Below are 23,666 nucleotides of genomic sequence, written 5' to 3' on the forward strand. Positions count from 1 at the left end.
CGCTACGGCGCCACCTCTTCCAGGTCTTCGCGCAGGATCCGCCGGATCTCCAGCACCGCCTGGGGGGTTTCCTGCACGCTGTGGCCGGAAATGATCACCTTCTCCGACACCGCGCCCGGCAGGTGTGCGCTCCAGTACGGCACCAGCCCGTCATCAGACTTCTCCAGCGGCACCTCCGGTTTGCGCTGGGCGATGATCGAGTGGTACTTCAAACCCGGCTTGATCGGCAGTGCAGCGGCCGCCTTCACGAACGGGTCGGTGGCCTTCAGGTTGTCGATGCTGTTGGGGATCTGCAGCTTGGTGGACTGTGCAGACTGCACTTCCGATTGCTGCAGCGCCTGGAACACGTCTTCGAACTTGCCCAGGAGGGTGATCGGCAGGCGCACCAGGCGCCCGATGAAGCGCCCCACCCGGTTGCCGGCGATATCGGTGCCCTTGTGGGGTGCGGCGATGAAGATGGCGCGCTCCACGTCCGGTTCGGCATCGAAGTGCAGCAGTGGCCCCAGTTTGGCCTCGACGCGCTTGAGCCGTTCGCCCTTCAGGTCGTAGTTGGCCAACAGCTGGTTCCATAACGTGTCGCCGGAACTGGTGACGAGCAACCGGGCCAGTACGCCGCCCATGCTGTGGCCGATGAATACCATGTCCTTCGAGGCACGCGAGGTGCCCTTCGGGTCGAAATGCCGCAGCGTGTTGTCGAATGCCTGGTCGATCTCGAAACGGTTCAGTGCAATCGGCGCATTGGTCGGGTAGTACACCTGCCACACCTGGAAGTGCCGGCGCAGTTCGGGATCGCCGAGAATCTCGTTGGCCACGTTCACCCAGGCCTCCGGGCTGCTGCCCAGCCCATGCAGCATGAAGATGATGCGGCGGTTCGGGTCCCACGGCTGCATCAGGTACATGTGCGGTTCGGCAATGCCTTCGCTCAGCCCGAACAGCGTGCGCAGCGACTGGGTGGCGAAGCCGGACTGGGCCAGCCACATGCCGTAGGCGGCGGTGAAGTTGCCGGCCAGCGGCACCTTCTCGCCATGCAGGTCCACGCTTTCGGTCGATTCAGGCGAATACACGTCGAACAGCACCTGGGTGGTATCCAGCACCTGCTGCAGCGTGTCGCCCTTGAATCGCAACAATGCAGTGGCATTGATCGCCGACATCTCGCTGTACTGAGGAATCTCGGCCTTCTCACCTTCCAGCGGGGCGATCAGCTTCGGCGGGTCCATCACCACGACCAGCTCGGCACCAAACCCGTCGCGGCGATAGGTACTGCGCAGGCCGGCAAAACTCACCGAGGACGCCGACACCATCGTGGTGGGAATGCTGGTCAGGCGCAGCTCGTCGAAGTCCGACGTCAGCGTCCAGCGCTCGCCCTCAACAGCGGCGTTGTAGTCCTCGCCTTCCAGCGCGCTTTCGCGGCTGCGCTTGAACACCACCGTGGCGGTCTGCTCGGCGGCGTAGTTGTAGTAGTCGCGCACCTGGGTCTGGCGGTCTTCGAACGCGCGGTCAGACGGCGTGCGGCCGCTGAAAAACAGGTACGCATACGCGTACCGCGCTGCTTCCAGCCACGCATCCAGCGCCGCATCGGACATCGGGGTCTTGTCGCGGTCCTTCGGCTTGGGGGTGAGCGCCAGCGCGTTCTTCACCCACAGCTCGGACAAGGTCGACAGACGCTGTTCCTCGGGCAGGTCGCGGGTGTCTCTCAACGTCGTTTCGCAGGCGGCCACGTCCTTTTCGCACAGCGCCACGTCCAGCCCGATCACGCTCAGCGTTTCCTGCGAGGCCATGCTGAACTTGCCGGAAGTGAGCACGTCACCACGCTTGTTGGCCAGGTAGTCGGTGGGCGAGACCTGCTTCATGGTGACCATGGCGCAGCCGCTGGACAGCAGCAGCGACAGCAGCACCGCAAGCAGGGGCGCGCCACGGCGCAGGAGCCGGCTCATGGCGTCACCTCGGGATCAATGCCAGGCACGCCGGCGCGGATCAGCTGCGAGAAGCGGGGATCATCACCGGCCGCCCGCGCGCGATCGGTGATGCGCCCACGCGCCTTCAGCGTGGCGAAGTCCACGCCGGGCGTGAGCACGCCCAGGTCACGCGCGTACTCGGCGAAATAGCCGGAGGCCAGCAGCCGGTAGTCCAGCGGCAACCCCGGCGCGATCTGCTTTGCCAGATCGTACACGATGGTGGTGCAGTTGCTGGTCAGCGTGTTGTAGAACGCCGGTGCGGCATCCAGTTTGCGCACTTCGCCCAGGTAGGACACGAACAGGCCCTTGAGCTGCTCACGGGTCATTCCCTTCAGGCGGTACAGGTACACATCCTCACCGCGCACGTTGCTGCGCACCCGCACAATGTCGGTTTCCTCGGCCGCCACCAGGGTCATCTCGAACTTGCGGAAGAACCCACCCAGTGCCGAGAACGATTCGCCGCGCTCCTTGCGGATCTCCAGCGAGAACACCAGCTGACGGCCGTCGGCGAAGCCGAACGACACCAGCGTGTGCGCGATCAACGGCCCCATCCAGTACGACAGCACCAGGTCGGCCGAACGCAGCTGGTCCAGGTCATATTCCCTGCGCTCCCAGCGCACGTCGTGGTCGTCTTCGCTGCGCCAGGTGAAATTGCGCACGTTGTCGAGCACCACCCGGGAGCCATCAAACTCCACCACCTTCAGGCGCTGGGCCACATCATCGGCCCACACCCGGTCCTGACGCGGACTCAGCAGCAGCCACCAGACCCCGCACAGCACCAGCACGGCCACGAACAGCGGGCCCGGCCAGCGCCCCGCGCGGGCGCGTCCAACGGCCACGGCACTGGTGAGCGCAAACGCACCCCAAGCTGCGAGCAGAACACCCTTGAGCCAACCCGGTCCGGGAAGCTGATACGCCAGCAGCCCGGCCACCCACAGCGCGCCGACCAGCATCACTACGGCCAGCCCCCATCGTCCTGCTGTCTTCACACATCGTTCCGTCGGTTGGTCGGGGCGCTAGTTAGCCACAACCGGGGTGTGAGAAACATGTTCCCCTGTTCAGGTTCGCTCAGCGACGCGGGGCGCCCACCTTCTGCCACGGTGCCATGCCCTTCCGGGCGCGCGGCAGCGCCCGCCGCAGCGGCAGACGGCGCGGCATCGGAATGCCCACCCCCGGCGCGGCAGTATTGTCACGGCGCAGGTCGTCGGCGCGCTCGCCCACCAACAGGGCCGCCATCTCCTCCAGTCCGTTGCGCATGGCCCGGGCGGCCGTCTGCAGGGTATTCATGGCGTGTCTCCAGTAACAACGTGGGGCCAACTACGGTAAGACCGGCGGCGCCTACGAGCCGTGCAGGGGATGTGGCAAGAGGATGAAAACCAGCCTGGACGTCTCTGTATCTGAGATTCATTTGCGTTCGCATCCTCACCTCCCGATAATCCGGGCCCTTGGTCCCGGGATCCCCGTCATGTCTGCCCTGCCGCGCCGTTCGCCCTTGCTGCTGCTGGTTCCCACCCTGCTGGCGTCGGCCATGGGCCATGCCCAGGACACCAGCACCGCCCGCACGCTGGACGCGGTGAGTGTGGTCGCCGACCGCGCCAGCACCGCCACCAAGACCGATACCCCCCTCACCCAGACCCCGCAGGCGATCAGCGTGGTGACCCGCGAGCTGTTCACCGACCGCGGCGCCCGCAACCTGCAGGAAACCCTGCGCTACAGCGCCGGCGTGACCGCCGATGCCTACGGCCTGGATACCCGCAGCGACGGCAGCACCGTGCGCGGCCTGGACCCGGTGCAGTACGTGGACGGCCTGCGCCGCAGCTACGGCTTCAATCCGCTGGCACGCACCGAGGTGTACGGTCTGGAGCGGGTGGAAGTGCTGCGCGGCCCCTCGTCGGTGCTGTACGGCGCCGGCGCCACCGGCGGCATCATCAATGCCATCACCAAGCGCCCGACCTTCGGGGAGCGGGGTGGTGAAGTGGCCGTGCAACTGGGCAACTTCGACCGCAGGCAGTTCCAGGGCGATGTGGCAGGCGCCCTGAACGACGCCGGTACCCTGGCCGGTCGTATGGTCGGGCTGGTGCGCGAATCCGGCATGCAGACCGACTTCATCGACGATGACCGCGTGTACCTTGCGCCGTCGATCAGCTGGCAGGGCGAGCGCAGCACCCTCACCGTGCTGGCCAGCTACCAGCACGACAAGACCGCCTCCAGCCAGCAGTTCCTTCCGGTGGTGGCGACCCTCAACGCACCGGCCGGGTCGCCGCGCCTGGATCCGTCGACCTTCCTGGGCGACCGCGATTTCGACAAACTCGATTCGCGCGTGTACAGCGTGACCGCCCTGTTCGACCACCGCTTCAGCGACACCATCAGCCTGCGCTCGGCCGTGCGCTACCTGGATGGCAAGACCGAATTCCGCGAACTGTACCCCGATACCTACTCCAATCCGCTGGACCCGTTCATCGACGCCGACAAGCGCGTGCTCAACCGCAATGCCTACGGTGTGCGCCCGGACGTGCGTTCGCTGACCAGCGACAACGCGGTGCAGTTCGACTTCGCCACCGGCGCGTTCCAGCACCTGCTGCTGGCCGGCGTGGACTACAGCGATTACCGCGAGAAGTCCTACAGCCTGGACGCCACCCCGACCCCGATCGACATCTACACCCCGATCTCCACCGGCGTGACCATCAACGGCTGGGGCCGCCTGCCCGACCAGCAGACCACCCAGCTGGGCGTGTACCTGCAGGACCAGATCCGCTGGGCCGACCGCGTCTCGCTGGTGCTGGGCGCACGCCGCGACCATGCGCGCAGCAAGACCGAAGGCCTGCCCAGCCAGACCGACAACGCCACCACCTGGCGCGCTGGCCTGATCGGCGAGATCGGCGCGGGCGTGTCGCCGTACATCAGCTACAGCGAATCGTTCCTGCCGGTGACCGGCCAGGATCTGTACGGCCGCGCGTTCAAGCCGATGCAGGGCGACCAGTGGGAGGGCGGCATCAAGTGGCAGCCGGCATCGAACATGCTGGTGACCCTGGCGGCCTACCGCATCACCGAAACCAACCGCCAGACCAACGATCCGGACAACGTGTTGAACGTGATCCAGACCGGTGAGATCGAATCGAAGGGCATGGAAGTCGAGGGCCAGTTCCAGTTCTCGCACGCCATCACCCTCACCGCCGCGTACTCGCGCAACAAGGCCGAGGTGACCAGGAGCAACTTCGCCATGGAAGTGAACCAGCGCCTCAACGACACCCCGCAGGAGCTGGCCTCGGTGTGGCTGGGCAAAGCCTTCCACCTGGTGGATGACGCGCGCCTGCGCCTGGGCATCGGTGGCCGTTACGTGGGCAACACCCAGTCGCTGGGCTATGGCGGTTTCATCCGCACGCCCAGCTACACGCTGGTGGACGCGCTGGCCGAAGTGCAGGTCACCAACTGGACGATGGCGCTGAACATCACCAACCTGAGCGACAGGAAGTACTTCGCCCCGTGCCGTAACTTCGGTGACTGCTTCACCGGCAACCCGCGCACGGTGACCGCCACCATCAGCTACCGGTTCTGACAGCATCCGCAGTGACGGGCCATGCCCGTCAACCCAATCTCCAGCCGCCGCCAGAGAATTCAATGCAACGTAACACCATCAAAGCCTGGTTCCTGGTCCACAAGTGGACCAGCCTGGTCTGCACCCTCTTCCTGCTGCTGCTGTGCGTGACCGGGCTGCCGCTGGTGTTCGGCGAGGAAATCGCCCACCTCAGCGAACCGCACGTGGACAACCCGCAGCCGCAGGCCGCGCATCGCAACCTGGACGAACAGGTGCGCACCGCCGTGGCGCAGTACCCGGGCAACGTGCCGCTGTTCGTGGGTTGGGACTGGGAAGGCCATACGGTGTACGTCAACACCGGCACCGAGCCGGCCACGCCACCGCCGCAGATGAAGACCGCGCTGCTGGATGCCAGCAGCGGCGAGGTGCTGCCCGCGCCGCAATTCAACGAAGGGGTGATGTACTTCCTGTACCGCCTGCACACCGACCTGTTCCTCGGCCTGCCCGGCATGCTGTTCATGGGCGCGATGGGCCTGCTGTTCGCCGTGGCGATCATCTCCGGCCTGGTGCTGTACGGCCCCTTCATGCGCCGCCAGCGCTTCGGCACCCTGCGCACCGGGCGCAGCCGCCGCTTGGCCTGGCTGGACCTGCACAACGTGATTGGCGTAGTCACCCTGGGCTGGGCGCTCGTGGTGGGCATCACCGGCGCCATCAACACGATTGCCAAGCCCCTGGAAACCGCCTGGCAGAGCCAGCAGCTGGGCGAGTTCGCCGCGCGTTACGCGGGCCAGCCGCGCCCGACCACACTGGCCTCGCTGCAGGCCGCGGTGGACACCGCACGCGCTGCCGAACCCGGCATGCGTCCTGCGTTCGTCAGCTTCCCGGGCACCGGCTACAGCGGCGACCACCACTATGGCGTATTCATGCAGGGCAACACCCCCCTCACCGAACGCCTGTACCGCCCTGTGCTGATCGATGCGGCCAGCGGCGAACTCACCGCCCGGCCACAGCTGCCCACCTACATGAGCGTGCTGCTGCTCAGCCAGCCGCTGCACTTCGGCGACTACGGCAAGCTGCCGCTGAAGATCCTGTGGGCGCTGCTGGACCTGCTCACCATCGCGGTACTGGTCAGCGGCCTGTACCTGTGGTTCAAGCGTGGCAGCACCGAAGCGCGGGTAACCGAGATCGAGCGTGCGGAAAAGACCGGGGGCGCGGCATGAGCCGGCCGCCTGCGCGCAATGGCAGCCCGTTCACGGCGCCGGCGTGGATCGCCGCGGCCAGCGTACTGGGCCTGGTCAGTGCGCTGATCGGCGACGGCGCGTTCAACGTGGTGTCGTGGGTCGTCTTCGCCGCGTTGATCGGACTGGTGGTGCGTGCCTGGGTGAAGCGCACGCGCTGATCAGCCGGCCACGTTCCGGGCGAAGTTCACTACCGCCGGTGACGCCTCACCCGCACGCAGGCACAGGTGCAGCTCGAACGCAGCATCATCGCCGCTGATCGGGCGATACACCACCTCGGCCTCGCGGAACCCGGCCATGCTGGCGGGCACCACCGAGATGCCCGCCTCCACGGCTACCAGGGACAGCACCGCATGCATGCCGTGCGCTTCCTGCACCACCCGGGGGGTGAATCCCGCCGTCGCGCACAGGCGCACCACCTGTGCGTGGAAACCCCTGCCCTCGCGGGCCGGCCACAGCACGAACGCTTCATCCGCCAGCGCCGCAATGGTCAAGTGCGCCCGCTGTGCAAGCGGATGCGCGCGCGGCAGCGCGATTGCCAGGCGGTCGCTGTCGAACGCCTGCAGCCGCATGTCGTCGGCCTCGAACACCGGCGGAATCACCACGCCCACGTCAATCCGTTGTTCGCGCAGCATCTGGATCTGGCGTGCGGACGTGGCCTCGATCAGCTCCAGGCGAACGTCCGGGCTGGCCTGGCGGAAGCTTCGGATCACCCCGGGCAGCCGCCCGTACAGCGCGCTGCCCACATAGCCCAGCCGCACGGTACCGGTGCGCCCTGCGGCCGCATCGCGGGTGGCGGTAAGCGCGTGGTCGGCCTGCTGCAGCAGCAGGCGTGCTTCGGCCAGCAGCACCGTCCCGGCCGCGGTGAGCCCAAGCGTGCGGTTGCCGCGCTGGATCAGCTCGCTGCCGATCTCGTCTTCCAGCTTGCGGATGGCCGCTGTCAGCGGTGGCTGCGACATGTGCAGGCGCGCGGCAGCGCGGTGGAAGTGCAGCTCTTCTGCCACGGCAACAAACTGGCGAAGCAGGCGGAGATCAACCATGGGCATGCATGCGCTGGACGGAAACCCCGCCAGTATGCCGTGCCGGTGACTACCTGCGGGGTTCCACCGTGGGCTGCGCGATGCGCGACCATTGCGCCGCGATGTCTTCGATGCTGTCGGCAGACGTGGCGCGCAGGTCACGCGGATAAGCCACGTCGTCGGCCTCCACGCTGCGGGTTGCGTGGAACTGGCCGTTGCTGGCGCGCAGGATCCAGCCGCCATCGCGGCAGGCCGCTGATGCAAGGAAGGCAACGCCGGGCGCGACTGCATCCGGGTGCAACTCAGCCGGCTCGCCTTCCACGCCCCACATGCGGGTCTTGGCCACCGGCGAGATGGCATTGACCATGATGTTGTGCGGTGCGCCTTCGGCGGCCAGCACGTTGACGATGCCCACCGCCGCCATCTTCGCGGCGGCATACGCGGCCAAGCCCTTCTGCACGTACTGCGGATACAGCGCGCGGTCTGAGGTGGTCAGCACGATGCGGCCATGGTGGTTGGCCTGCATCGAGGGCCACGCCGCCTCGGCCAACCACAGCGGCGCCTTGGCCGCGATGGTCATCATGTGGTCGAAGCGGTCCTCCTCCAGCGCATCGATCTGCTGGTACTCCACCCACCCCGCGTTGTGGATGATGAAGTCGATTCGACCATGGCGGGCAACAATGTCGGCGATCAACGCGCGGCAGCCATCGCGCTGGTCGATCGCCGCATGCGCGGCATGCACGTCCAACCCGGTACCGCGCAGCAACGCCACGGTCGCATCGATCCGGCGCGGGTCCTGTCCGTTGCCATCCAGCCCGGCGCCCACATCATGCATGACGACCTTGGCCCCGCGCCGGGCCAACAGCCGGCTGTAGGCCAGCCCCAATCCACTGGCTGCACCGGTAACCAGCCCAACCTGCCCGTCAAATGAAATTTCGTCGTGCGTCTGCATCTGCACAGGATCGTGCTGACAGCACACGCAGCGCCAATACTCCCTGCAGCAGTCCACGATACAAACCGCGTATCGCTCTCGAACGACTCACCGCAACGGCTCGACCACCACGGCCGTGCCATAGCACAGCACCTCGGTCCGCAGCCACGCAGGGCGTGGCTCTACCGGGAACTGGCGGGCTTGGAGTACCACAGCGCGTTGACGATGATCCATCGCTCTCCGAAACGGCCCATATGGAAGTAGTCCACAAACCAGGGCGTCTCCAGTCGCACAGAGGCCGCGTTGCCGGTAACGTCCAGCACGCGGCAGCTACGGTCCCACTCCGCCTCGGAGGTCTTCAGCGCGCCCTGGCGGGTCAGGCCGACCAGTTCTTCCTTGCTCATGCGGCGCAGGCCAAGCCGCTCGTCCGGGGTTTCGCCCAGCACCATCCGCTTGGCCAGGTCCGGGTGCAGCGACCGCGCCACCCGCGTGGGATCAGCTTCCAGCTGGCCATCCACATAGTCAAAGCAGGTCGTCTCGATGGCGGCCACGGTGGCGGCATCGGGTGGAGCCGGCGTATTGGCGGAGGCTGCAGCGGCAAACAGCAAGGCAAGTGCGGACATGAATTACCTCAGGAAGGTCATGTAAGGGTGTTTCAGCGGATTGCGTTACAAGAAGCAGCCAGCAGGAACTCGGCCGCCCCCAACACCACCATCGTCCAGCAGAAGGCCCTGGATACGGTTCTCACCACGTTGTCCCGGCGCGGGCAGTACACCCACGGCATGGCCTCCTGTCCTGTTGGCGGACTTTACGACGTAATCGCTGCGAAAGTGCGTCACTTCACAATTCATGTGAACATTCCCGCCAATGACCAGCCCTGCCCCCCTCCCGCCGCTCACCGATCCCGCACTGCTCCGCGATATCGCCGAGATCGGCCGCATCGCGGCCGTCCCGCGCATCCTCGAGACGGTCGCCCACATCACCGGCTGCCGGTTCACTGCCATTGCCCGGGTGACCGATACCACGTGGACCGCCTGCGCCACCCACGACACCCTCGGCTTCGGCCTGGTGGCCGGCGGCCAGTTGCTGTTGGAGACCACCATCTGCGACGAGATCCGGCAGTCGCCCAGGGCGGTGGTCTTTGCTCATGCCAGCCTGCACCCGGTCTACTCTACCCACCACACCCCGCGCATCTATGGGCTGGAGAGTTACGCCTCGGTACCGATTCTTCGTCCGGATGGCAGCTTCTTCGGCACCCTGTGTGCGATCGATTCGGCGCCTGCCACCTTCGATGAGCTGCATATCCAGCGCTCGATGGAACTGCTGGCCGAGCTGATCGGCAATTACCTGGATACCGAAGAACGCCTTGAGCAGGCGGCGGTGGCACTTTCCGATGCGCAACAGGTAGCCGAACTGCGTGACCAGTTCATCGCGGTGCTGGGCCACGATCTTCGCAACCCGCTGCAGTCGATCAGCATCGTGACCGAATCACTCGAGGCGGCGCCGCACTCCGACCAGCAGCAGCGCATGTTCGATCACATCACCGCCAGCGTGAATCGCATGGAGGGGTTGGTGAGTGATGTGCTCGACTTCGCGCGTGGCCGGCTGGGCGGTGGCATTCCGGTGGCATTGCGCAGCGTCGACCGCTTGGCAGCCGATCTGCAGCAGGTGGTGGACGAGGTGACGAACGCTACCGGGCGTGCTGATATCGCGGTGCGGATGGAGATCGGCGGCGCGGTGGTGTGTGATCCGAACCGGCTGGGGCAATTGCTGGCCAATCTGCTGACCAATGCCGTGCAGCATGGCGATGCCGACGCGCCGATTGCGCTGGAGGTACAGGCCGCTTCAAACGGACTGGTATTGACCGTGCGCAACGGCGGGCATATTCCCGCCGAGCGGCTGGCGAGCATTTTCCGGCCGTTCTCACGCGAGCAGGCAGAGCTCCCGCGGCCCGGCCTGGGCCTGGGACTTTACATCGCCGCGGAGATTGCGCGGTCGCATGGGGGCACGCTGGTGGTGGCCTCGGATGAGGCCACCGGGACAGCGTTTACGTTCCGGATGCCGGGTGGCAGCGCCTGATCAGGACTGGATGAAGGCCAGCAGGTCCGGATTGATCACGTCGGCATGCGTGGTCAGCATGCCGTGCGGGTAGCCCTTGTAGACCTTCAGGGTGCCGTTCTTCACCAGCTTCACCGACAGCAGCGCCGCGTCCGCGATCGGCACCACCTGGTCGTCGTCGCCGTGCATGACCAGCGTCGGCACGGTGATCGCCTTGAGGTCTTCGGTCTGGTCGGTTTCGGAGAAGGCCTTGATGCCTTCGTAGTGGGCCTTGGCGCTGCCCATCATGCCCTGGCGCCACCAGTTCTGGATCACGCCCTGTGAAATGGTCGCACCGGGGCGGTTGAAGCCATAGAACGGGCCGGTCGGGAAATCCACGAACAGCTGCGCACGGTTGGCCGCAACACCGGCACGGATGCCGTCGAATACTTCGATCGGCAGGCCACCCGGGTTCGAGGCGGTCTTGAGCATCAGCGGCGGCACCGCGCTGACCAGCACCGCCTTGGCAACGCGACCCTGCGGCTGGCCATGCCTGGCCACGTAGCGGGCCACTTCGCCGCCACCGGTGGAATGGCCGATGTGCACGGCGTTGCGCAGGTCCAGGTGTTCGAACACGGCGGAGGCATCGGCCGCGTAATGGTCCATGTCATGCCCGTCGCTGACCTGTTCCGAGCGGCCGTGGCCACGGCGGTCGTGGGCAATCACGCGGTAGCCCTTCTGCAGGAAGTACAGCATCTGGGTGTCCCAGTCGTCCGACGACAGCGGCCAACCGTGATGGAAGACGATGGGCTGCGCGTCGCGCGGGCCCCAGTCCTTGTAGAAGATGCGGACGCCATCTTTGGTGGTGACAAAATTCTCGGACATGCGGGTGTTCTCCGGAGCGGGGGAAGGGGTGCGCGCCATGGCAAAGCCCGGCAGCACCATCACGGCCAGCGCCGAGGCACCGGCCTGCAGCGCCTGGCGGCGGGTGAGCATCAACGTTTCCAGCAATTGGGGGGGCATCGGTCAATCCTGCGCATGGGCGGCAGCCCACATGGGGCCAGATATGGTCGTGCCGGCGCTTGTACGCCGTTGCTCTTCATGCCCCGGTCGCGGGTCAGCGACGCCTCACGTCCCAGGCAAACGCGGCCGGTATCTGCAGGTCGATCTCCGTACCGCGCCCGGAGCGTCCCGACAGGATCGTCAACGTGCCACCGGCGCGTCCCGCGCGCTCACGCATGCCTTCCAGGCCCCAGTGCCCCTGCAGCGCCTCGGCGCCCTGCGGCAGTCCGATGCCATCGTCATCGATGCGCAGCCGGAAGCCCTGCCGCCCATAGCTGACCAGGATCTGCACCTGCGCGGCACGCGCATGCCGGAAGGCATTGAGCAGGGCCTCTCGCCCAATCATGTAGGCCTCTTCGGCCGCGCAGGTCTGCATGGTGCGCGGCGTGCCCTCCACCACCAGCCGAACGGCGGGGGTCTCGAGCCCGTGCGCTTCCTCCGCGACACCCAACAACGCCGCGCCCAGGTCGCGCGTACGCTCCACGTCACCGCGCAGGCCGCGCACGCGCTCGCGGCCATCGGCCGCTACCTGCTCGGCCATGGTCATCGCCGCCTCCAGCTCAGCACGAACCGGGTCGGTGGGTGGCAGCTTGCGGCTCGATGCATGCAACCTCAGGATCAGCCCCTGGGTGCTCTGCAGCAGCGTATCGTGCAGCTCGCGTGCGATCCGCTCGCGCTCGCGGTGACGCTCGTCCAGGCGTGTACGGATGCGTGCGGCCAGTTGCCGCAGCCGCCCCAGGTACAGCAGCCACAGCAGTGCCGCGCCCGCGATCACGCACAGCACACGGAACCAGGCGGTTTCCCAGTAGTGCGGTGCAACGTTGACCACCAGGCGGGCGCCCTGCTCGTTCCAGACCCCATCGTTGTTGCTGGCCGCCACCCGGAATACGTACTGCCCCGAGGCAGGTGCGTTGTAGAACGCCGAGCGCGCGGTCGAGGCCTCGAACCACTGCGAATCGAAGCCCTCCAGCTGATAGCGGAACCGGACCCGCTCGGGAATTGAAAGACTCAGTGCAGTAAAGCGGATGCGCAGGTTCTTCGTCCCTGCCGGCAGCTCCACGCTGCCCGCGTTGATCGGTACGTTGGCCCCATCCACCGCCACCGACAGGATCTCCACCGGCGGTGCCACGGGATTGCGCACGATCTGCGCCGGATCCATCGACACCAGGCCGCTGGTGGTGGAAAACCACAGCCGCCCATCCTGGGTCCGCGCAGCGGTGGGCAGTGGCCGGAACTGGGCCGCGATGCCAGGCAACGCATCGAGTGCATCGAAGCGCTCGTAACGGGGCGTGCCCCGCCCGTCGAACAGCCCGGCAATGTCGCCGGCGCGCACACGCACCACGCCGCGCGCGCCGTTGAACCACAGGTCGCCCGCCGCGTCGGCGACGATACCGCTGATGCCACGCAGGTCTTCGCGCACCGCAGGCAGCACGTTATGCAGTTGGCCATCAGCCACGCGCGCCAGGCCGCGTTCGCCGCCCACCCACATGCCGCGCGCGTCCTCGAAGAATGCGGTGACATTGCCCACGTCCAGCGGTTCACCCCTCCATGGTGTGGAGAACACCTTGTTGTCGAGCACCGCCACCGCGTTGCGGGCAAAGCCCAGCCACAGCCGCCCGCTGGCATCGGCCTGCATCACCAGGGGCGAACCGCCCGTGGGCAGTCCGGGCCTGTCCTGGAAGTGCGCCCACTGCCCGTCCTTCAACCGGTACACACCCGGCGTGTTCAAGGACACCCAGAGCGCGCCGTCCGGGGTGGTCGCGATGGCCTGCACACCCGAGCGCCCCGACACCGGCAGCCCGGATACCTTCGAGAACTCCTCCCCGTCCTTGCGCCACACCCCGTCTGGCCCGGCCAACCACGTCGTGCCGACGGCATCGCGGTGCATGGCGGTGATTCCTGCCGGCAGTGCAAGCGTCTGCCGTGAAGCCATGTCCACGCGCTGCAGCGGGTGGTTGCGGGTACCCACCAGCAACGCGTTGCCGTCCGCGACCATGGCGAACTCCTGCGCACCTTCCGGCATCGGCACCTGCGCCAGGTTGGCGTGACGGAAGCGATCCAGCCCACGGCTGCCGCCCACCCACAGGTTGCCCTCGCGATCCTCCAGCAACGGCTGCACGTAATCGGAGCTGAGCCCGTCCACCCGGCGGAAGCGTTCCAACTGCGCCTGGTTGCGTTGCGGTGAGCGGCGAACCAGCCCGGTACCCAGCGTGGTCGCCCACAGCACGCCATCGCGGTCGAACAGCAGCCCGGCCGATTCCACGGCGTCGCCCTGGCCGGACAGCGGGCGCACACCGCCGTCCGCTTCGGCGACCCAGATGGCGCCGTCCGGCGCCTGGGCGATCTGGCTTACCCGGCCCACGCGCGCCGGCACCCGTTCGAATGCACTGGCACCGCGCCGCAACACCACCATGCCGGCCTCGGTGGCAACCCACAGCGTGCCCTCGCGATCCGTGAACAACGTACGCGCCTGTCGTCCCGGGTAGCCCATCGCCTGCGTGGGCCGCACCCAGCGCTGGCCCTGCAGGAACAGCGGGCCGGTAAAGGTGGCGGCCCACAAGCGGCCCTGCCCGTCTTCGGCGAAACGGAATACGGTGCTGGTCGGCAGCCCTGCCGCCGGCCCGTAGTGACGCACGCCCGTGCGCTCGACCCGGCTTACCCCGCCGTAGCGGAAGCCCACCCACAAGGCACCATCGCGGGCGGCGTACAGGGTAGACACACTGGTCGCGGGAAAGGCGTCATCGCCGGGCGGCGCGAAGCGCGTGAAGCGCACGCCGTCGAACCGGTACAGGCCGATCTCGGTGCCCAGCCAGAGATACCCGTCGGCGGTCTGGGCCAGCGCGGTCACCTGCCCCGGCGCGCCCTGGTTGACCGTCCACGCGGTGTGGTGGAACTGCCCGATCGCCCGCTCGGGATCCAGGGCTGCAGCATTGCCGCCCAGCAGCAGCAGGCACGCGCAGGCAATAGCCCGGAATGTGATCGTCATGGTCAGCCCCTGCGCGTCGGGACCATCATACAAAAACAACTACCGGCAAGGCGCACCGTCGCACGGCTCGCACCCCGATGGCACGGCCGCGCGCACGTAGGCGGTGGGCGTGCAGCCCAAGCTGCGGCGGAACCAGCGCACGAAGTGGCTCTGGTCGTAGAAACCCAGCGTGCTGGCGACCTGGCAGATGCGCTGCCCCTCGGCGCGCAGCAGGTGCCGGGCGCGCTCGATGCGGCGCATGCGCAGGTATTCCATCGGGCTCAGCCCGGTCTGCTCGCGGAAGGTACGCGCGAAGTGGAAGCGACTCATGCACGCCGCTCCGGCAATCGCGCTGAGTTGCAGCGGCTCGGACAGGTTGGCCTCGATGTAGTCGACCGCCCGCTCCACCGCGCGCGACGGTGCGCCCGACATGGGTGCCACGGCGGATGCCGGACGATTGGCATGCATTGGCTCGAACCTCGCGAAATCCATCCGTGCATGCTGTTCCTGCTGTGCAGCGCGCCCAAGCCCCGATTGGCTGGGCGTGCGACTACTCTTTCGGGTGAGTGTCCTTGTCGTCGGCATGGCCGCGCCGCGACGCAGGCAGTTCCAGCACCCGCCGACCGAACAGCACCGCATCCACCGAATACGCGCCCGGGCCCAGCAACAGCAGCGCCAGCAGCAGCCCTGCCAGCGGCCAGCCGTCCAGCGCGCCATCCAGCCCGGCCAGGAGCAGTGCCCCGCCTATCCCCAACGGCAGCAGCGCGCCGAACGCGATCAGGGCGGCGGCTACCCAGGCCAACCCGAGTAGGTCATCCGGGGGCAGTGCCCCGCGCAGGCCCCATGGCGCTACCAGCATCGACGACAGCAACAGGCGGAACAACAGCAGGCCCACGCCGGGCATGCGGTCGGGAAAGGTTGCGTACAACAGCTGCACCGGGGCGCCTCCAGCGTCGATCTGGCTGTGTCCATTGAGGACCCATCGAAGCCGGCGCGCATGCCTCGAAAGAGTAATGCGGGCCTCCCCCGCGGGTTGCCAGGGTCGCGCCTCAGCGCATGTAGGTGCGCCAGTAAAGGACGCGATCCCCGGCGTTGCTGATGGCGATGAATACCGTCTTGTCGAACTCGGTATTGCATTCCAGGAACCGATACGACCGCTCCAGAGCTCGATCACCGGGCCACCACGGGCGGTTGAAGGCTGCTGGCGCCGCCTGCGCGTAGGCCACCGGTCGGCAAACGGGCGGGAGGTCCAAACCGGTGCCCGGTGGCATGAAGAACGAAAGCTGGCTCGCATTCGAGTCGAGGTCGTGCACTTCGCGAAGTTTCGTCGCCTCGCGAGGAACCCATTCGGGAATCCACCCCTTCCGGACCATCCCGGCAGCGTCTGCCTCCTTCTGGGTGGCGAAGTCGCTGTCCATCACCAGGCTGCAGCCCGCCACGATCAAGCAGAGCACCAACAACGTGACAAGTCTCACGATCTTCGTTCCTTCAATGAATGGCATGGTGCCGAAGCGGGCTGATCACACCGGCATTTGTTATCGTGCCCGCCGTCAGCCCTATTCCTGGAATCATATGCCCCGCAAGCCATCTGCCTCCCTCTCCCCGCACGCGGTGCTGCGGGCAGCCACCAAAGAGGCGTATGAGCGCGTCACACTGCTGCTGACCACCAGCTTTGGCGATTTCAGCCCGGAACAGCAGCGCAGGCTGCGCGCCCTGCTCGGCAACGAGGGCGCGGCCAGCCCGGTCAAGCGGGCCAAACCCGCCAAGGCCGAGCGGAAGGAACTTCCGCCACGTTACTGGCTGCCGCATACGCAGGAGACCTGGTCCGGCCGTGGGCGCGTGCCGAACACCTTCCTTGCCTGGGAAGGCACCGTGGCGCATACCGAGTGGAAGAAGCACCACCCCGATGAGCGCTTCCCGGCCTACCCCGGCTGAGCGCGAAGATGAGCGGTGACATGAAGATGCGCAGGGCGGTGGGAACACACGGCACCCTGCATCGCATCGAGGGCCTGCAGAAGCGCCACGATACGCAGCAGACCCTGCCCACCCTGCTGTGCGACAGCGAAGGGTGCGGCGCCTCGGTCAGGTTCGTGGCGGCGGAACCTTCCTATATCGCCTTGGCCAAGGGCGCCGAGCACCAGCCCAGCTGCCGGTACAACCCCGCGGGCCGCTTGCAGGCCATTCTGGCCGCAGGTTCGGATCCTGATTTCCTGCCTTCTCTGGACGACGGCCGGCACGAGCTGCGACTGCTGTTGCCGCAGCAGGCCCTGAAACGTGGCAGGGCCGAGCAGCAGACCGTCGATGGCTACCTGGGCACTCTCGCCGACCTGCTGGTCCTGCGTGCGATGTGTGAGCGCGATGACCTCGTGGCGTCGCAGGTCATCCTGCGCCTGGGCAAGAAACGCGTGGACTGGGAAAATTTCTTCTACGACCAGGAGCGCTACGACCAAGCCTGGGAGCGTATTGGCACCGGGACTACCGACCTGCCCATGGCGCTGGTCGGCACGGTAAGGTCGCACCGCGCGCCGCAGCCGGGTTCGCTTTTCCTCAACTGCGCGCCGAAGTACCAGCACACCGGCGTGGCCGATCGCCGTGATTTCTATGAAGTCAGCGTCGGGCATGCCGACGCCGCCTGGCTGAAGTCGTTCCCGATGGGCGCGGAGATCGTGATGTTCGGGCTGTGGCGCCAGGGCAGAAGCAGCACGTCGTCCCGGCCGCACCCCACCGACCCGCGCCGGACCATCACCAACGTCACCCACAAGCTTGCGCTGTGGCCGGGATTCAAGCGGCAACTTGCCCTGGTTGAATGAACTGGAGAACGAACAGCATGAGCCGACCCACCCCATCATTCCTGCTGTTCACGGCCCTGTCCTGCGCCTCGATCACCGCCTGTGCGACGCCACCGCCGCCGGCCACCACGCTCTTCACCGACGTCACCGCCACCCACGTGCCGGCGGATTCCGAGCTGCACGCCTTGGATGCGGCGCTGCTGGATGCCGATGGTGACGGCGACCTGGATGTCGCGGTGGCGGTGGAGAACGGCGCCAACCGGCTGTACCTCAACGATGGCACCGGCAAGCTCAGCCACACACCCGGTGCGTTCGGCTCCATCGCCGGCGACAACGAGCATGTGCGCGTGGCCGACTTCAATGGCGATGGCCACCTGGATGTGGTGTTCGTGGCCGAAGATACCGAGCAGCACAACCTGTTCCTGGGCGACGGCAAGGGTGGCTTTACCCTGGCGAGCGAACGCGTGCCTGCTACCAGCCAGGCCAACGCGGTGGCGGTCGGCGATGTGAACGGCGACGGCCTGCCCGACATCGTGGTGGGCAACACCACCGAAGGAAAGGAGGGCGTGGCGCAACCATTCCTATGGCTCAATGACCGTGCACGCCCCGGGTGGTTCATCGATGCCAGCACCACCCACCTGCCCGCCATCGACGTGCAGGCGCAGGGCATCGTGCTGGCCGATCTGGATGGCGATGGTGACCTGGACATGGCCATTGCCAGCCAGGATCCGATCAACCGGCTGCTGCTGAACGATGGCGGCGGGCGCTTCACCGATGCCACCGATCGGTTGGGCCCACAGATTCCGACCGAGACCCGCGAGGTGCATGCCCTTGATGCAAACGGCGACGGCCGGCTGGATCTGGTGTTCTTCAACCTCACCAGCAACAACCGGGACTGGGACAAGGACCCGCAGACGCGGATGCTGATCAACCAGGGCAACGCGCGGTTCAAGGATGAAACCCACGCCCGCCTGCCCACCCACCGCTTCTCAAGCTGGGGCGGCACCGTGGTGGACTTCAACGAGGATGGTCATCCTGATCTGGTGGTCAGTGCCATCGACGTGCCCGGCTTCGTGCCGCTCCAGGTACGTGCGTGGCAGAACGATGGGAAGGGCAATTTCAGCGACGCCACCGCGAAGGTGATTCCCGCTGCCACCGTGGGCCGCAGCTGGAGCATGGCCCGTGGCGACCTGGATGGCGATGGCAAGCCGGATCTGTTCATCGGTGGCTGGCAATCGCAGGCGCGTCTGCTGCTGACCAGCGACCAGGCGACGCGCTAGGACGAAGCGAATCTATTCAACCCTGCGCTTGTGCGGCTCTTCGATGATCCGTTTGTTGAGGATGCGTACCGTACCCACCATCAGCAGCCGCATGTCACGAACGATGTAGTCGGCGAGCGCTTCATCACTGATGTCATCGCCCTCGATATCCAGCCGGAACTCCTGGCCCTGGATGCCGCCACCGTTGCTGAACTCTATTTCGAAATCAAAGCAGACACGCTTTTCCATGTTGACTGGTTCCTCCTGTATGTCTGAACGTGACCGTCGGTCATGCCCTGCGTGCGAACAACCAGATGACCACGAACACCGGCAGTGGCGAGAGCATCATGATGATGCCCAGCCCGATGTTGGCGCCGCCGCCGGTGTTCATCCATCCGTCTGCGTAGTACCAGCCCCACAACGCAAGCGAAGCAAGCAGCCCGGCGATGAAGCCTCGGCGCACGCGGGGCGGGCGGCGGATGCCTACCCACAGCGAGAACAGCGCGAAGGGCGCCAGAGCCAGCGCGGTGCGTACCCAGCGTGGCTGCAGTTCCGGCCCCATGCCAAACGTGCGTGAGCGCAGTAGATCGAGCAGCCACTCAACGCCCCACACAATGGCGAGCGCGTAGACCCCGGAAACAAGCAGCAACGCTGCGCCGGAAATCCTTCTGGTATCAGACGGCATGGATGTCTCTCTGGACACATGCGGCAGCATGCGATTCCAATGAAAGCACAGGCCGAAGTCCGCTCGCCACCCGCGATGTAACTGCCCCTCGTTCAGCCATCGGTGGAGCGGGTAACGCTCTCCCAGCGCACGAGGTCATCCAGCGCAGCCATGTACTTCTCGCGAACCAAGGCCAAGGCATCGCTGCCAAGCATCAGATGCGCGGGCGGCGCTTCGCTTTCCATCAGGGCCAGCATGGCCTGCGCGGCCTTGCGTGGGTCGCCGAGCTGCTTCCCACTGACCTCCTGCCGGCGTTGGCGGATCGGGTCGAACACCGCGTCGTAGTCGCTCAGGGTTCGCGGTGAACGCACCATCGAGCGGCCTGCCCAGTCGGTGCGGAAGGAGCCCGGCGCCACCGCCGTCACATGGATCCCCAGGTCACAGACTTCCTTGCCCACCGCTTCGCTGATGCCCTCCAGCGCGAACTTGCTGCCACAGTAATAGGCAATGCCCGGCATGGTGATCATGCCGCCCATGGAGGTGATGTTGAGGATCCATCCAGAGCGACGGGCGCGCATTCCGGGCAGTACGGCCCGCATCATCGCCACGGCGCCAAACACGTTGACGTCGAACTGTTTGCGCATTTCCGCCAGTGGAGACTCCTCCATTACGCCTTCATGGCCATAGCCGGCGTTGTTGACCAGGACATCGATCGGCCCCAGCTGCGCCTCAACCGCGCTGACGACCGCCCCGATGGCTGCCTCATCGGTAACGTCCAGCAGGCGCGCATGCGCGCGCCCGGGCGCCAGCGCCTCGAACGCCGCGATGCCGTCGGCTTGGCGCAGCGTGCCAACCACCTGGTGGCCGGCGGCCAGGGCTTCACGGGCGAGCGCCAGGCCAAAGCCGCTGCTCACACCGGTAATGAAGATTCGCTTGGGGTGCGTCATGGGGTGCTCCATCAGGGGATGGGGTGCACAATAGTTCCAGCACACGGTCTCGCTAAGGCGTAATTCGCTCCGCTTATTGCCTAATCCTATGAACCCCTCCAACGCCACCGCCCGCTCCGGACCGGCCAGCCCCCTGCCGCTGGCACCGCTCGTGCTCGCACTGGCACCGGTGGAGGGCTACAACCTGACCGCGCTGCCAAGCGTGCGGGTGCTGCGGTCCGACCGCCCGCTTTCGCGAACCCCGGTGCTGTACGACCCTGGCATCGTGGTCGTCTGCCAGGGCTGCAAGCGCGGCTACTTCGGCCAACGCACCTACGTGTATGACGCCAACCAGTACCTGGCCGTTTCCGTGCCGGTGCCGTTCACCATGGAAACCGATGCGTCGGCGGAATCCCCGCTGCTCGCGCTGTACCTGCACCTGGATTTTCCGCTTGCGGCCGAGCTGATGCTGGAGATTGACCGCCACGACATCAGCACGGACGTGGCGCAACCGCAGAGCATGATGTCCAGCCCGCTGGATGCGGCCATGCAGCTCTCCCTCGAGCGTCTGCTACGCGCGCTTGCCGATCCCGTGGAATCGGGACTGTTCGGCCCCCAGCTGCTCCGTGAGCTGTACTACCGCGTGCTCACTGGCCCGCAAGGGGCTGTGCTGCGCGCGGCACTCTCCCAGCACGGAAGGTTCGGAAAGATTGCCAAAGCGCTTGAACGCATCCACTCGGACTACGCCCAACCGCTGGATGTCGCGCGACTAGCGCAGAGCGCCGGCATGAGCACGCCCTCGTTCCACAGTCACTTCAAGGCGGTCACCTGCACCTCGCCCATGCAGTACCTGAAATCAACGCGCCTGCACCAAGCACGCCTGCTCATGGTGCGCGAGGGCATGACCGCCGCTGCGGCCTGCCATGCGGTAGGATTTGAAAGCACCTCGCAGTTCAGCCGCGAGTTCAAGCGGCTGTTCGGGCTGACACCGGCAAAGGAAGCACAGCGCATGCGCGAGAGCTTCGCAGTCCCGCGGCCTTGGCCCGGCGCCGCCTATGTTTCATCTCATTGACGCAGCGTGCCAGCACGCGGAAAAAGAAGGGGGCATGGGCGCCCCTCTCACGATAGTTGCTGCGCCGCGTCGGCCGGCATCTGTCACGTTGCACCTCCTGAGCGTGCTTGATCAGTCCGACAGGCGAAGGACCGCGGACCGCAACAAGCACAATCAATACAAGAAGAACAACTCTCGTCATTATCAAAATCAGTGTAGTTTTTCCTCCGGCTTGTCATCCATGGATGACGCTACCATGACGAAATTTGCACGCAGCTGAGGGCTGGCACCTCTTCCACCGAGGTGAGATTGCCAGTCAGTCAAGAGCTTGTTCGGCAGAGTGGTGTTCGGGCTCATCACTGCTCCCCGCAATCAGCTCATCAGGAACTTCGAGCTGGGCGCGTATCCATCGTTGAGCATCCTCACTCTGGCGCAAAAGCTGTTCTTCGATAGCCTTCGACTCACGGAACTGGGCAGCATCTGCTGCCATCGTCCACGAAGCCTGAAGCCCCAGTTCTTCAATCGCACTACGAAGATTCTCAAGTGGAACTCTGAAGAATTCCTTCCTAGGGTTAACCTTGTTGACCTGTGAAGTGAGGAACCTGCGATGCAGCGCTCCCTCCAGCGCGGGAGCGTCGTCCGACCAGATCATTGCGTGAACGTCGAACGGGAAAGGAACACTGGCGTCGCCCAACTCTCTCACCCGGTCATGAGGTTCCAATCGACGCGTCATTCCAACCTTGAATACGCGATCACCGAATGAGCCGATGTTGGAAATGACGTACACGTGCCCGGCCTTGGTCTGCTGAGCCATTGAAAGTGCACGTTGGTTCTTTGCTTCAGCCTCGGCAAGCTTGGCTTCGAGGGCAAACATCTGAGCCTCGAACATAGAACGCTGCTCTTCACTCGCCTTATCGAGCTGTACGCGAGCCTTGGATAGCGCCTTTTGGAGCATATCCTCTTCCTTGGCGGCTTCCTTCAACGCCCTATCAATCTCCCGCTGGGCTCGCTCCTCCTCGCGAATCTGATCTCTGATTCGGCGCTGCTCCTCCTTGTCCCTCTCGCGCAAAGCGATTGACGATGCTCCCCAGCGCAGCTCTTCCAGGCGACTAGCGAGGTACTCCTTCGTAATTCGGGCGGATCGGAATGAGCTACCATTGTGGTTGACCAGCGAGTATGCGTCGCGCACCTGCTGCTCCAACGTCCCGAAGTTGTCGGACTTCAGCCTTCCCAGAATCGTATCGACCTTGCCATTGAAGGCGTCGATCACGAACCTTATGGCCGTCTCGCGTCTGTTCTTCTCGACATAGTCACATTCTGCGGCCCGACCGGAAGTAACCATCGATACAGAATTCGCCCTCGCGCGCTTCAGCTCCTGAGCTGCTGACTCGAACTCATAGTCCTGCGCAAGCTGATCCAACAAACTGTAGGTTGGCTTCAGGTAAAGATCACCATAGCCTTCAATTACGTTGCGCATGGCAGCAGCGCTCTGCTGAATGCTCTCGGCCTCATGTAGAGCTCTATACGCGTCGCCAGCGATCTCTTCTGCACGAAACTCTGCCTGTTGAACCAGCGAGGCAGCCCGCCTATTGGCATCCTCGATTGTCCGCTCTGCCTTCTGGCGAGCATCTGCGTTGGCGCGTCGCCCATCTGTGAGCAATGCACTGACCTGCTGCTGGGCTTCAATACGCAGTGTCTCCAATGTCGACTCTGTAGCCGCACGGAGCGCATCGATCTCGATACGAGCGGACACCGAAGCTGCCTCAGCATCTGCAAGTATTCGACGTGACTCACTATCCGCGTCGCGAACCTGCGTGAACTTGGCCAGCGACTCATTATCTGCAGTCAGCCGATCTATCTGCGTTTGAAGCCATGCCGCTTGGCGCGCGGCATCCAACTCAAGTTGGGCAATACGACTCCGGGATGCTTGTGCGGCAAGCTTCCGGAGAACCAGAAGAACGCCAATTGATACAGCCAGTGCAAACGAAAGAATCCAGCCCATGAGCGCCCCTGTAAGCCCCATTCATTGATGATAGACCTTGGCTATCAAGATGATCGGGCTGACGGCGGCGGCCCGTCTATAGGAATTCTCTTACGCAGTACTTTGCGGAGAGATCATGTGGATGTCCCAATCCCATCAGGCTCGTGCTTTTAGCTCTACTACGGAAGTCCGGCAGCGGCGGAGAGGAAGTTGGCCGCACCCTTGTATACGTGCGTTTTGCCCACGGCTGAACC

23 protein-coding genes are annotated in these 23,666 nt (G+C 65.5%); 8 read left to right on the forward strand and 15 right to left on the reverse strand.

The genetic code is table 11. The annotated features are described in order from the left end of the window. Positions 1-2 precede the first annotated feature (2 nt). The 3 genes from ACTJI4_RS12585 to ACTJI4_RS12595 form a co-directional block, all read right to left on the reverse strand. Positions 3-1,934 (reverse strand): esterase/lipase family protein, encoded by a 1,932-nt coding sequence (locus ACTJI4_RS12585; RefSeq protein ID WP_440869522.1) that lies wholly within the window; start codon positions 1,932-1,934, stop codon positions 3-5. Further along, positions 1,931-2,908, reverse strand: coding sequence for an Lnb N-terminal periplasmic domain-containing protein (locus ACTJI4_RS12590; protein ID WP_440869574.1), 978 nt, complete (start codon positions 2,906-2,908; stop codon positions 1,931-1,933). The genes ACTJI4_RS12585 and ACTJI4_RS12590 overlap by 4 nt, the downstream gene beginning before the upstream one ends. 115 nt (positions 2,909-3,023) lie before the next feature. Next, positions 3,024-3,242: a hypothetical protein gene (locus ACTJI4_RS12595; RefSeq protein ID WP_392915296.1), complete on the reverse strand. Its 219-nt coding sequence runs from the start codon at positions 3,240-3,242 to the stop codon at positions 3,024-3,026. A 178-nt stretch (positions 3,243-3,420) separates the two neighbouring features. Between ACTJI4_RS12595 and ACTJI4_RS12600 the strand changes: the two genes are divergently transcribed. The 3 genes from ACTJI4_RS12600 (at position 3,421) to ACTJI4_RS12610 (ending at position 6,889) form a co-directional block, all read left to right on the forward strand. Next, positions 3,421-5,511 (forward strand): TonB-dependent siderophore receptor, encoded by a 2,091-nt coding sequence (locus ACTJI4_RS12600; RefSeq protein ID WP_440869523.1) that lies wholly within the window; start codon positions 3,421-3,423, stop codon positions 5,509-5,511. A gap of 62 nt (positions 5,512-5,573) precedes the next feature. Further along, on the forward strand, positions 5,574-6,710 hold the full coding sequence (locus ACTJI4_RS12605; RefSeq protein ID WP_440869524.1) for a PepSY-associated TM helix domain-containing protein: 1,137 nt from the start codon (positions 5,574-5,576) through the stop codon (positions 6,708-6,710). Continuing rightward, complete coding sequence (locus ACTJI4_RS12610) at positions 6,707-6,889, forward strand: hypothetical protein (RefSeq protein ID WP_392915288.1); 183 nt, start codon at positions 6,707-6,709, stop codon at positions 6,887-6,889. The genes ACTJI4_RS12605 and ACTJI4_RS12610 overlap by 4 nt, the downstream gene beginning before the upstream one ends. Here the strand turns inward: ACTJI4_RS12610 and ACTJI4_RS12615 are convergent, their stop codons facing one another. The 3 genes from ACTJI4_RS12615 to ACTJI4_RS12625 form a co-directional block, all read right to left on the reverse strand. Then, positions 6,890-7,768 carry a LysR family transcriptional regulator gene (locus ACTJI4_RS12615; protein ID WP_440869525.1) on the reverse strand — a complete coding sequence of 293 codons (879 nt, stop codon included), beginning with the start codon at positions 7,766-7,768 and terminating at the stop codon, positions 6,890-6,892. A 49-nt stretch (positions 7,769-7,817) separates the two neighbouring features. Continuing rightward, positions 7,818-8,699, reverse strand: coding sequence for an SDR family NAD(P)-dependent oxidoreductase (locus ACTJI4_RS12620; RefSeq protein ID WP_440869526.1), 882 nt, complete (start codon positions 8,697-8,699; stop codon positions 7,818-7,820). Positions 8,700-8,860: 161 nt separating this feature from the next. Beyond that, positions 8,861-9,301 carry a nuclear transport factor 2 family protein gene (locus ACTJI4_RS12625; RefSeq protein WP_440869527.1) on the reverse strand — a complete coding sequence of 147 codons (441 nt, stop codon included), beginning with the start codon at positions 9,299-9,301 and terminating at the stop codon, positions 8,861-8,863. Between the two features lie 244 nt (positions 9,302-9,545). Between ACTJI4_RS12625 and ACTJI4_RS12630 the strand changes: the two genes are divergently transcribed. Continuing rightward, entirely contained in the window at positions 9,546-10,757 is a 1,212-nt protein-coding gene (locus ACTJI4_RS12630) for a GAF domain-containing sensor histidine kinase (RefSeq protein ID WP_440869528.1), read from the forward strand. Here ACTJI4_RS12630 and ACTJI4_RS12635 read toward each other — a convergent pair whose 3' ends face one another. From ACTJI4_RS12635 to ACTJI4_RS12655, 5 genes are all read right to left on the reverse strand, one after another. After that, positions 10,758-11,600, reverse strand: coding sequence for an alpha/beta fold hydrolase (locus ACTJI4_RS12635; RefSeq protein WP_440869575.1), 843 nt, complete (start codon positions 11,598-11,600; stop codon positions 10,758-10,760). Positions 11,601-11,832: 232 nt separating this feature from the next. Continuing rightward, entirely contained in the window at positions 11,833-14,763 is a 2,931-nt protein-coding gene (locus tag ACTJI4_RS12640; protein WP_440869529.1) for a sensor histidine kinase, read from the reverse strand. Between the two features lie 39 nt (positions 14,764-14,802). Then, positions 14,803-15,174, reverse strand: coding sequence for a helix-turn-helix domain-containing protein (locus ACTJI4_RS12645; protein ID WP_440869576.1), 372 nt, complete (start codon positions 15,172-15,174; stop codon positions 14,803-14,805). 118 nt (positions 15,175-15,292) lie between these two features. Next, a complete protein-coding gene (locus tag ACTJI4_RS12650; protein ID WP_392915259.1) occupies positions 15,293-15,679 on the reverse strand; it encodes a hypothetical protein in 387 nt (128 codons plus the stop codon). Positions 15,680-15,791: 112 nt separating this feature from the next. Continuing rightward, positions 15,792-16,244: a hypothetical protein gene (locus ACTJI4_RS12655; RefSeq protein ID WP_392915256.1), complete on the reverse strand. Its 453-nt coding sequence runs from the start codon at positions 16,242-16,244 to the stop codon at positions 15,792-15,794. A 70-nt stretch (positions 16,245-16,314) separates the two neighbouring features. Here ACTJI4_RS12655 and ACTJI4_RS12660 point away from each other — a divergent pair, with 70 nt between their 5' ends. Genes ACTJI4_RS12660 through ACTJI4_RS12670 form a run of 3 tightly spaced genes read left to right on the forward strand, consistent with a single transcriptional unit; the run spans position 16,315 to position 18,811 of the window. Beyond that, positions 16,315-16,677, forward strand: coding sequence for an H-NS family nucleoid-associated regulatory protein (locus tag ACTJI4_RS12660; RefSeq protein ID WP_392915254.1), 363 nt, complete (start codon positions 16,315-16,317; stop codon positions 16,675-16,677). A 20-nt stretch (positions 16,678-16,697) separates the two neighbouring features. Beyond that, complete coding sequence (locus ACTJI4_RS12665) at positions 16,698-17,552, forward strand: hypothetical protein (protein ID WP_440869530.1); 855 nt, start codon at positions 16,698-16,700, stop codon at positions 17,550-17,552. A 17-nt stretch (positions 17,553-17,569) separates the two neighbouring features. After that, complete coding sequence (locus ACTJI4_RS12670; RefSeq protein ID WP_440869531.1) at positions 17,570-18,811, forward strand: FG-GAP repeat domain-containing protein; 1,242 nt, start codon at positions 17,570-17,572, stop codon at positions 18,809-18,811. A gap of 12 nt (positions 18,812-18,823) precedes the next feature. Here the strand turns inward: ACTJI4_RS12670 and ACTJI4_RS12675 are convergent, their stop codons facing one another. From ACTJI4_RS12675 to ACTJI4_RS12685, 3 genes are all read right to left on the reverse strand, one after another. Next, positions 18,824-19,039 (reverse strand): cyclase, encoded by a 216-nt coding sequence (locus ACTJI4_RS12675; protein ID WP_440869532.1) that lies wholly within the window; start codon positions 19,037-19,039, stop codon positions 18,824-18,826. 40 nt (positions 19,040-19,079) lie between these two features. After that, positions 19,080-19,475, reverse strand: coding sequence for a hypothetical protein (locus tag ACTJI4_RS12680; protein ID WP_392915243.1), 396 nt, complete (start codon positions 19,473-19,475; stop codon positions 19,080-19,082). 92 nt (positions 19,476-19,567) lie between these two features. Continuing rightward, on the reverse strand, positions 19,568-20,401 hold the full coding sequence (locus ACTJI4_RS12685) for an oxidoreductase (RefSeq protein ID WP_440869533.1): 834 nt from the start codon (positions 20,399-20,401) through the stop codon (positions 19,568-19,570). Positions 20,402-20,489: 88 nt separating this feature from the next. Between ACTJI4_RS12685 and ACTJI4_RS12690 the strand changes: the two genes are divergently transcribed. After that, the gene (locus tag ACTJI4_RS12690; protein WP_392915238.1) at positions 20,490-21,452 is read left to right on the forward strand and encodes an AraC family transcriptional regulator; all 963 of its coding nucleotides are present in this window, start codon (positions 20,490-20,492) and stop codon (positions 21,450-21,452) included. Between the two features lie 295 nt (positions 21,453-21,747). On the opposite strand, the gene ACTJI4_RS12695 is transcribed toward ACTJI4_RS12690, so the two are convergent. Further along, entirely contained in the window at positions 21,748-23,433 is a 1,686-nt protein-coding gene (locus ACTJI4_RS12695; RefSeq protein ID WP_392915236.1) for a DUF4041 domain-containing protein, read from the reverse strand. Between the last annotated feature and the right edge of the window lie 233 nt (positions 23,434-23,666).

Origin of the sequence: Stenotrophomonas sp. 22385 (assembly GCF_052045085.1) — a bacterium.
GTDB lineage: Bacteria > Pseudomonadota > Gammaproteobacteria > Xanthomonadales > Xanthomonadaceae > Stenotrophomonas.

What these genes read in the sequence shown, in the direction of transcription:
- ACTJI4_RS12585 (WP_440869522.1), bottom strand. Translation starts at nt 1,934, where the DNA reads ATGAGCCGGCTCCTGCGCCGTGGCGCGCCCCTGCTTGCGGTGCTGCTG.
- ACTJI4_RS12590 (WP_440869574.1), bottom strand. Translation starts at nt 2,908, where the DNA reads ATGCTGGTCGGCGCGCTGTGGGTGGCCGGGCTGCTGGCGTATCAGCTT.
- ACTJI4_RS12595 (WP_392915296.1), bottom strand. Translation starts at nt 3,242, where the DNA reads ATGAATACCCTGCAGACGGCCGCCCGGGCCATGCGCAACGGACTGGAG.
- ACTJI4_RS12600 (WP_440869523.1), top strand. Translation starts at nt 3,421, where the DNA reads ATGTCTGCCCTGCCGCGCCGTTCGCCCTTGCTGCTGCTGGTTCCCACC.
- ACTJI4_RS12605 (WP_440869524.1), top strand. Translation starts at nt 5,574, where the DNA reads ATGCAACGTAACACCATCAAAGCCTGGTTCCTGGTCCACAAGTGGACC.
- ACTJI4_RS12610 (WP_392915288.1), top strand. Translation starts at nt 6,707, where the DNA reads ATGAGCCGGCCGCCTGCGCGCAATGGCAGCCCGTTCACGGCGCCGGCG.
- ACTJI4_RS12615 (WP_440869525.1), bottom strand. Translation starts at nt 7,768, where the DNA reads ATGGTTGATCTCCGCCTGCTTCGCCAGTTTGTTGCCGTGGCAGAAGAG.
- ACTJI4_RS12620 (WP_440869526.1), bottom strand. Translation starts at nt 8,699, where the DNA reads ATGCAGACGCACGACGAAATTTCATTTGACGGGCAGGTTGGGCTGGTT.
- ACTJI4_RS12625 (WP_440869527.1), bottom strand. Translation starts at nt 9,301, where the DNA reads ATGTCCGCACTTGCCTTGCTGTTTGCCGCTGCAGCCTCCGCCAATACG.
- ACTJI4_RS12630 (WP_440869528.1), top strand. Translation starts at nt 9,546, where the DNA reads ATGACCAGCCCTGCCCCCCTCCCGCCGCTCACCGATCCCGCACTGCTC.
- ACTJI4_RS12635 (WP_440869575.1), bottom strand. Translation starts at nt 11,600, where the DNA reads ATGTCCGAGAATTTTGTCACCACCAAAGATGGCGTCCGCATCTTCTAC.
- ACTJI4_RS12640 (WP_440869529.1), bottom strand. Translation starts at nt 14,763, where the DNA reads ATGACGATCACATTCCGGGCTATTGCCTGCGCGTGCCTGCTGCTGCTG.
- ACTJI4_RS12645 (WP_440869576.1), bottom strand. Translation starts at nt 15,174, where the DNA reads ATGTCGGGCGCACCGTCGCGCGCGGTGGAGCGGGCGGTCGACTACATC.
- ACTJI4_RS12655 (WP_392915256.1), bottom strand. Translation starts at nt 16,244, where the DNA reads ATGCCATTCATTGAAGGAACGAAGATCGTGAGACTTGTCACGTTGTTG.
- ACTJI4_RS12660 (WP_392915254.1), top strand. Translation starts at nt 16,315, where the DNA reads ATGCCCCGCAAGCCATCTGCCTCCCTCTCCCCGCACGCGGTGCTGCGG.
- ACTJI4_RS12665 (WP_440869530.1), top strand. Translation starts at nt 16,698, where the DNA reads ATGAAGATGCGCAGGGCGGTGGGAACACACGGCACCCTGCATCGCATC.
- ACTJI4_RS12670 (WP_440869531.1), top strand. Translation starts at nt 17,570, where the DNA reads ATGAGCCGACCCACCCCATCATTCCTGCTGTTCACGGCCCTGTCCTGC.
- ACTJI4_RS12675 (WP_440869532.1), bottom strand. Translation starts at nt 19,039, where the DNA reads ATGGAAAAGCGTGTCTGCTTTGATTTCGAAATAGAGTTCAGCAACGGT.
- ACTJI4_RS12680 (WP_392915243.1), bottom strand. Translation starts at nt 19,475, where the DNA reads ATGCCGTCTGATACCAGAAGGATTTCCGGCGCAGCGTTGCTGCTTGTT.
- ACTJI4_RS12685 (WP_440869533.1), bottom strand. Translation starts at nt 20,401, where the DNA reads ATGACGCACCCCAAGCGAATCTTCATTACCGGTGTGAGCAGCGGCTTT.
- ACTJI4_RS12690 (WP_392915238.1), top strand. Translation starts at nt 20,490, where the DNA reads ATGAACCCCTCCAACGCCACCGCCCGCTCCGGACCGGCCAGCCCCCTG.
- ACTJI4_RS12695 (WP_392915236.1), bottom strand. Translation starts at nt 23,433, where the DNA reads ATGGGCTGGATTCTTTCGTTTGCACTGGCTGTATCAATTGGCGTTCTT.